The organism is Pseudomonas sp. 05N432 (genome assembly GCF_056396945.1).
Genome location: NZ_JBFTMM010000097.1, coordinates 1 through 409, shown reverse-complemented (window position 1 = coordinate 409; position 409 = coordinate 1). Strand labels below are relative to the sequence as shown.

Annotated in this window: 3 tRNA genes; all 3 read right to left on the bottom strand. The window is 52.6% G+C overall.

Annotation, left to right across the window (positions count from 1 at the left end):
- The 3 genes from AC1DHT_RS29425 to AC1DHT_RS29415 all read right to left on the bottom strand — a co-directional run bounded on the left by AC1DHT_RS29425 (position 1) and on the right by AC1DHT_RS29415 (position 333).
- Positions 1–77 (bottom strand) — tRNA-Pro (locus tag AC1DHT_RS29425).
- A 98-nt stretch (positions 78–175) separates the two neighbouring features.
- A tRNA-Lys gene (locus AC1DHT_RS29420) sits at positions 176–251 on the bottom strand.
- A gap of 5 nt (positions 252–256) precedes the next feature.
- Positions 257–333: transfer RNA gene (locus AC1DHT_RS29415), tRNA-Pro, on the bottom strand.
- Positions 334–409: the final 76 nt, after the last annotated feature.

The window sequence follows — 409 nt, the reverse complement described above, 5'->3', positions numbered from 1 at the left end:
TGGTCGGGGTAAGGGGATTCGAACTCCTGACATCCTGCTCCCAAAGCAGGCGCGCTACCGGACTGCGCTATACCCCGGTAAAAAAAAGGCACCCTTTTAAAAGAGCGCCTTCTTCGATCAGCGCTTTTGGCCTCTGATCTTAAGATTCGATTCCAGCGCTAACTGGTTTCAAAAATGGTGGGTCGTGTGGGATTCGAACCTACGACCAATTGGTTAAAAGCCAACTGCTCTACCAACTGAGCTAACGACCCAAAAATGGTCGGGGTAAGGGGATTCGAACTCCTGACATCCTGCTCCCAAAGCAGGCGCGCTACCGGACTGCGCTATACCCCGGTTTGAAATTGGCTCCGTGACCAGGACTCGAACCTGGGACCCAATGATTAACAGTCATTTGCTCTACCGACCCGAC